The organism is Thermogutta sp. (assembly GCF_014359955.1).
Lineage (GTDB): Bacteria > Planctomycetota > Planctomycetia > Pirellulales > Thermoguttaceae > Thermogutta.
Map to the genome: position 1 here is coordinate 1 of NZ_JACIYL010000199.1, position 6,366 is coordinate 6,366.

Consider the following 6,366-nt stretch of genomic DNA (forward strand, 5'->3'; position numbering starts at 1 on the left):
AGGGAATTGCCGAGCGCTTATGGCATGGGCATCATGCAGCCAATTACGGGAGCTATGTGGTGTGGGGATTGTGGGTCTCGGCCTACATTTATTTCATCGGTCTATCTGCGGGAGCTTTTCTTCTGTCCTCTTTGATCTATGTTTTCGATTTCAAGCAACTGGAGAACCTCGGACGATTGTCGCTATTCGTCGCGATTGTGTCCCTGTTTATGGCACTTCTCTCTATTTGGTTCGACCTTGGGCGCATGGACCGATTTTATAACGTTTTTTTGTACCCAAATTTTACTTCCATGATGGCATGGATGGTGTGGCTGTACACCATTTATACGATCATTATGATTCTGGAACTGTGGTTTTCTTTGCGGCCTGACCTTGCGCGAATGCAATCGGTTGGCGGAATTAAGGGTATGATAGCTCGGGCCCTCGCGTTTTCCCGCGGGCCGCTGTCCCCTGAGCAGGAAGAGCGGTGTCTCCATTATCTTCGGATTTTAGCCATCACCGGGGTACCTCTCGCGATTACGTTTCACGGGGGGGTGGGCGCGCTTTTCAGTACACTGGCGGCACGCCCCTTCTGGCACACGCCGCTGATGCCGATCCTGTTTCTGACCGGCGCGCTCGTGTCTGGAGGGGCCTTGATGACATTTATTGTGGCGGCGTTCTGGAAAAACGGGGATGCTGAATATCGCGAAATGCTCAAGCTTCTGGGGAAGGTCGTCCTGGGGCTCCTCATTTTTGACGTGGTGCTGGAATGGGCAGAATACTCGATCCCGATGTGGTACGGGGTGGGACATGAGGTGGATCTATTGAATAAAGTGTTGTTTGGCGAATTTTGGTGGGTATTCTGGATTATTCACCTGGGACTGGGAACACTTGTGCCGCTGCTGCTATTGGTCTTCGGTGGTGATCGACCTGCGGCGGTAGGGCTGGCGGGGCTCCTTATCGCCGTTACATTCATGACGGTGCGTTTAAACATTGTCATTCCAGGACTGATTGTGCCCCATCTCCGTGGCCTGGAGTCTGCCTACGTGCATCCTCGACTGGTCTTCTATTATGTGCCGAGCTTTTTCGAGTGGAAGGTTACGTTTTTCGTTGTGGCCGTGGGGATGACGCTATTCTTCCTGGGTTATTGGTTATTGCCTCTTATTCCGGTGAAAGACAAACAGAATCTTCAGGCTGCGGCGTGACGCTGGTTGTGTCATTGGTGGCGCGCGAGCAGATAAACCATCCAGAATGATCCGCGAGGTGTATTATGGAAAACAGGAAAGCTGACGGCGCAATGAAACGCAGGCTGACAAGAAGAGGATTTCTGGCCGGAGGCGCTTTGCTGGGTACCGGAATGATCGGGCCGGCAGTAACGGCGGCGGAAAACGACGAGCCGATCCGGGTTCTCAATACGGCACGGCCGGACGCGGCTTATCCACTGATCAAGGGTGAACATATCATCCATTCTGTGTGTTTGCAGTGCAACACGGGTTGTGGAATTAAATGCAAACTTGTTGACGGGGTTGTAACTAAAATCGATGGCAATCCATACAATCCATGGACACTCCACCCTCACTTGCCGTACGACACGCCACTGGCGGAAGCGGTGCTGGTCGATGGTTCAATTTGTCCGAAGGGGCAAGCCGGCCTGCAGACGGCCTATGATCCTTATCGTATTCGGAAGGTGCTCAAGCGGGCAGGAAAACGCGGCGAAAATCGCTGGATCACGATCAGTTTTGAGGAGGCAGTCAAAGAAATTTGTGAAGGGGGATATTTATTCAAGCACGTGCCGGGGGAGGAAAAGAGGTACGTGGAGGGCCTGAAAGACCTTGTGGCCCTTCGTGACCCAGGACTGGCCGCTGAGATGAAAAAAGATGTGGACGCTATTCTGAATGAGAAGGACCATGATAAGAAGCGCGCGCTCGTCGAAGACTTTAAAAAGAAATATAGCGAGCATCTCGATCTCTTGATTGACCCAGATCATCCGGACCTGGGGCCAAAAAATAATCAAATCGTTGTGGCGTGGGGCCGACTGAAGGATGGACGCGGTGATCTCTATAAGCGATTTGCGGCAGCTCTGGGGACGGTCAATGCCCATGGCCATACGACGGTCTGTCAGGGATCGCTCTATTTCACGTGCAAGGCAATCAGCGAACAATACGTGGGAGGGAAGTTTTCCCAGGGGGCGAAGTTCTATTGGCAGGCCGATCTCGACCATGCGGAATTTGTGCTGTTTGTCGGGGCCAATTTGTTCGAGGCAAACTATGGTCCCCCGAATCGCGCGGTGCGCATCACAGAACGACTTGCCACGAAGCAGGCGAAAATCGCGGTGGTTGATCCGCGATTCAGCAAGCTAGCCAGCAAAGCCTGGAAATGGTTGCCAATAAAACCGGGGACGGATGCGGCACTGGCCCTGGCCGTCATGCGGTGGATGTTCGAGCATGGCGGGTATGATGCGAAGTTCCTTTCGGCAGCCAATCGGGCTGCGGCCGCCCAGATCGGCGACCCGGCATGGAGTAATGCCACGTGGTTGGTCGCCTGTCCGGACGGAAAACCCGGAAAGTTTGTACGGGCGGCAGATATCCTGATCGATGGAAAGCCGTTACGTGCTCCGGAGAAAAGACGCTACGTGGACGAGACGTCGAAGAAAGAAGTCGAATATGAAGAAAAATTCATGGTCGTCGTGTCGCAAGGTACATTGAAGGCGGTTGATCCCAATGACGATCAGGAGCCCGTGTTCGGCGATCTGTTCGTTGATACAAAACTTCCCGATGGTACGCCAGCTAAATCGGCTCTGCAAATTTTGAAGGAGGAAGCTTTTTCACGAAGCTTTGAAGAGTGGTGCGAAATATGTGGGGTGCCCGCGAAAGACGTGGCGGCCGTTGCTCACGAATTGGTCTCGCACGGACGTAAAAGCGCAGTGGATATCCACCGCGGAGCGGCACAGCACACGAACGGTTTCTATAACGTTCTTGCCTGGATGACAGTCAACATCCTCCTTGGGAATATTGGGGCCAAAGGGGGGATGCTCAAGGCCGCGACATACGATCATAAAAAAGGAGTTTTCGATCTGACGCAGCATCCCGGCAAAGCTGCAGCCTTCGGTATAAGCTGCATCCGCCATGGAATACCGTATGAGAAAACGACCATTTTTGAAGGATATCCCGCAAAAAGGCCGTGGTATCCACTCTCTTCGGATGTTTATGAAGAGATTATACCTTCCATTGGCGATAAGTACCCGTATCCCGTCAAGGCATTGTTTTTCTATATGGGAGCACCTCCCTATGCCCTGCCGGCCGGGCATACGAATATAGAAATTCTTGCCGACGTTGAAAAGCTGCCGCTGTTTATTGCGAACGATATCCTCGTCGGCAGTGCGTCGATGTATGCGGATTACATCTTCCCGGATCTTTCTTTTCTGGAAAGATGGGAATTCCAGGGAAGTCATCCCAATATCCCCCATAAGGTCCAGCCCATCAGGCAGCCGGTCATAGCCCCGATTCCCGAGGAGTGCATCGTTTTCGGACAGAAATTACCTCTTTCGTTTGAGGCGATGATCTTTGGGATTGCGGAGCACCTGAAACTGCCGGGCTTTGGACCCGGTGGCCTGGGGACAGACAAGAACGGACAGCCGCTCGATTTAAACCATCCGGACGACTTTTACCTTCGGGCCGTTGCCAATTTGGCGTGGGGTGATCAGCCCGATGGCTCGACGGCTGTCCCCGATGCGGGCGATGAGGAAGTTGACATCTTTCTTAAGGCGCGACAGCATCTGCCGCCATCGGTGTTCGACGCCGCGCGCTGGAAACGTATCGTGGGTGAAAATTTATGGCGAAAAGTGGTCTATGTCTTGAACCGAGGAGGTCGCTTCGAAGCCTTTGAAAAGGCGTTCAGTGATAGTCATCATACACATGCCTTCAAAGGTCTGTTAAACATTTATCAGGAAAAAACGACTACGACTATTCACTCTGGCACTGGCGAGCCTCACACCGGATTTGCACGATACATTCCGGTCAGGGATTATCTTGGGCGAGAGCCTTCCGAATTGCAGAAAGGTTATGAATTTCACCTGATCACACATCGGGTCATCAGTCAGACGAAGAGCCGAACAATTGTGGATCCCTGGTTGACGCCCTTATTGCCGGAGAACGTGTTGCTAATCAATCCACGCGACCTTGCCAAGCTGGGATTAAAGAGTGGCCAGCGGGTGCGCATTGTGAGCGCGACAAATCCCCAGGGCGAATGGGATTTCAAAAACGGAACGCGCCGGGCAGTCATCGCCAAACTCCACGCCACGCAAACCATCCGGCCAGGAATTGTCAGTTTCGCACTAGGCTTTGGACATTGGGCCACGGGTTCGTCGGACATCGAAATTGATGGCCATATTGTGCGAGGCGAGGCCCGCCGAAGAGCCGGATTTCATGCGAACGCTGTCATGTGGGTAGATCCAGCTTTGAAGAATACCTGCATGCTCGATCCCGTGGGAGGAAGCGTCAGTTTTTACGACACGTACGTGCGATTGGAGCCCGTTGGCTGACACCGCAAGGGGCTTGGCGGCCTGGAAAAAAGTTCCATGCCGGCGGCCCGCGCGAGTTTGTGCAAAGCGAGCGCTTCGGGACGGTGGACGCAACGCGCTGCCCTGCTCAGGCCGCAAGGAACCGCTTTCCCACTGACTCGAAGCAGCAAGTCATGTTATCGCAACGTGCTTCTGCGCAAACGCATAGTCTGAAAGACCGTCCGAAGTTCGGAAAGTAAATATTCGTGTAGTAAAGCCTCGGCCCCTACCGCACCGACGGTCCAACCGGTTCCAGCACGCTGGCGACAATCTGTTCGATGAAAGGCCCGGCCTGCTGGAGAAAGGTTTGCAGTGGGGTGGCCTGGAGGTGCTGCTGGAGAGCCTCCAGCGATTCCCATTTCTCAATCACGTGGATGACATTTTCCCGGATCGGGGGCTGCACGGGGATTCCGCTCGGGATTTCCACAGCCGCACCGTATTCCAGACAGCCGGGTTCGGCACGGACCTGATCCACGATTTTGAGAAACTCCTCAAGAACTTTCTCTTTCTGGCCAGGTTTCACGACGATCTGAGCAAGAACGTGGATCACTGCTTTTTCCTCCCGTAAATCCAACTGTCATGCGACGCGTATAAGGGTATGTTTGTTTTCCGCGGCCGGCATTTGAGCATCCGGTGTAACCGGGGAGTTAACCCAGGTGGGCTTCTTCCAAAATTGATTGACGAAATTGTTGCGGATCCGGGGTTATGCCCAGCCCAGGCTTTTCCCAAAGTTTTGCCTGAATCTTGCCATCTTGGGGGTTTCTTTCCAACGTAATTGGCTCGCCCACATCTTCGGCCAGGAGATTCGGGCCCCAGTAATCGGCGGGATAACAGAAATTTGATAGCGTGCCCAGGGCGAGTCCAGCTCGGGTTCCCACGGCTGTCTGCGGATACATGCCGAGGTAACACGGGACACAATGCTCGTGTGCCGCCTGGTGGATGGCCAGGGCAGGTGTGAGGCCGCCCACGCGGACAGGATTAAGGTTGAAATACTTGGCACTATGGAGTTCCAGTGCCATGTCGGCCTGCGCGGGAGTCGTGATCGATTCGTCCAGGCAAACGGGTGTCCGCAGGGCCTCCTGCACCATGGCGTGTCCCACGAGATCATCCGCCGATAGTGGCTGTTCCAGCATCCGCAGGTTAAAATCGTCGAATCGATAGATGATTTCCATCTGATTGAGGTTCAGCGCCCCCTCCAGATCACCATGAATATCCGCAGCAGGAAATTCATGACGAAGAACGTTGAGAAGTTGCAAGTCTAATCCTGGACGGATTTTCACGGCTACGCGGCTGAACCCCTTTTCGAACGCGTCTGCCACGGCCTGAACGAAACGTTCCAGATCGGGGCAGTTTGGCCGATCGAGGATGGTGCCGAGCGGGAGTTCCCTGTTCGTTCCGCCCAGAGCGGCGTACAGCGGCTGCCCCTCGATACGGCTTTTCAGATCCCAAAAAGCGATATCCAGAGCCGCCTTGGCGGCACGGTGTCCGCGGATGATCGCTAAAGCCTCCTCCAGTTCGGAACTTGTGTTGAACTCCTTCCCCAAGATGAGCGGGGACATCCAGTCGCGGAGAACACGGTAGGTCCCGGCCGACCACTCAACGGTCCAAAAAGGCCCATTGCCGGGAGCAGCCTCTCCCCAGCCACTGAGGTCTCCGCTCCAAAGGCACACCAAAACCGTTTGCAGCTCGCGCCATTCCTGTGAATTTGGCGAATAGGGAACGGTCTCAAAGCGTAAGGGGGAATTCAAAGGGAGGCCTAAAAGATAAAGATCAATGCGAGAGATTTTCATCCCAGCATACCTCACGGAAAAAGTCCAAATCCGAAGGGG

4 protein-coding genes are annotated in these 6,366 nt (G+C 54.0%); 2 read left to right on the forward strand and 2 right to left on the reverse strand.

Features of this window, described 5'->3' with window-relative positions:
* Nucleotides 1-1,184: NrfD/PsrC family molybdoenzyme membrane anchor subunit (gene nrfD / locus H5U08_RS08035; RefSeq protein ID WP_297031985.1), on the forward strand; the 1,184-nt coding region annotated here is incomplete at its 5' end.
* A 92-nt stretch (nt 1,185-1,276) separates the two neighbouring features.
* Nucleotides 1,277-4,519, forward strand: coding sequence for a molybdopterin-dependent oxidoreductase (locus H5U08_RS08040; protein ID WP_297031987.1), 3,243 nt, complete (start codon nt 1,277-1,279; stop codon nt 4,517-4,519).
* A 244-nt stretch (nt 4,520-4,763) separates the two neighbouring features.
* Here H5U08_RS08040 and H5U08_RS08045 read toward each other — a convergent pair whose 3' ends face one another.
* Both H5U08_RS08045 and H5U08_RS08050 read right to left on the reverse strand, forming a co-directional pair.
* Complete coding sequence (locus tag H5U08_RS08045; RefSeq protein ID WP_297031988.1) at nt 4,764-5,087, reverse strand: putative quinol monooxygenase; 324 nt, start codon at nt 5,085-5,087, stop codon at nt 4,764-4,766.
* A 97-nt stretch (nt 5,088-5,184) separates the two neighbouring features.
* Nucleotides 5,185-6,327, reverse strand: a complete 1,143-nt coding sequence (locus tag H5U08_RS08050; RefSeq protein ID WP_297031990.1) for an enolase C-terminal domain-like protein — start codon at nt 6,325-6,327, stop codon at nt 5,185-5,187.
* Nucleotides 6,328-6,366 lie beyond the last annotated feature (39 nt).